Origin of the sequence: Pseudoalteromonas luteoviolacea (assembly GCF_001696455.1) — a bacterium.
Lineage (GTDB): Bacteria > Pseudomonadota > Gammaproteobacteria > Enterobacterales > Alteromonadaceae > Pseudoalteromonas > Pseudoalteromonas luteoviolacea_C.
This window is the reverse complement of sequence record NZ_MAUJ01000076.1, coordinates 1-233: the sequence shown is the minus strand read 5'-3', so window position 1 is coordinate 233 and position 233 is coordinate 1. Positions and strand designations below refer to the sequence as shown.

The 233-nt window shown below is 48.1% G+C and carries 1 rRNA gene; it reads left to right on the top strand.

Annotated features, from left to right (window positions below):
* Positions 1-233 (top strand): 23S ribosomal RNA (locus tag A7985_RS25570); the annotation flags it as partial.

The window sequence follows — 233 nt, the reverse complement described above, 5'->3', positions numbered from 1 at the left end:
CTTGGCAGTTGGAGGCGATGAAGGACGTACTAACTTGCGATAAGCTAAGTCAAGCCAGTAAGAGGCACTTGAGACTTAGATTTCCGAATGGGGAAACCCACCGCATAGCGGTATCTTACAGTGAATACATAGCTGTAAGAGGCAAACCGGGAGAACTGAAACATCTAAGTACCCCGAGGAAAAGAAATCAACCGAGATTCCGAAAGTAGCGGCGAGCGAAATCGGATTAGCCC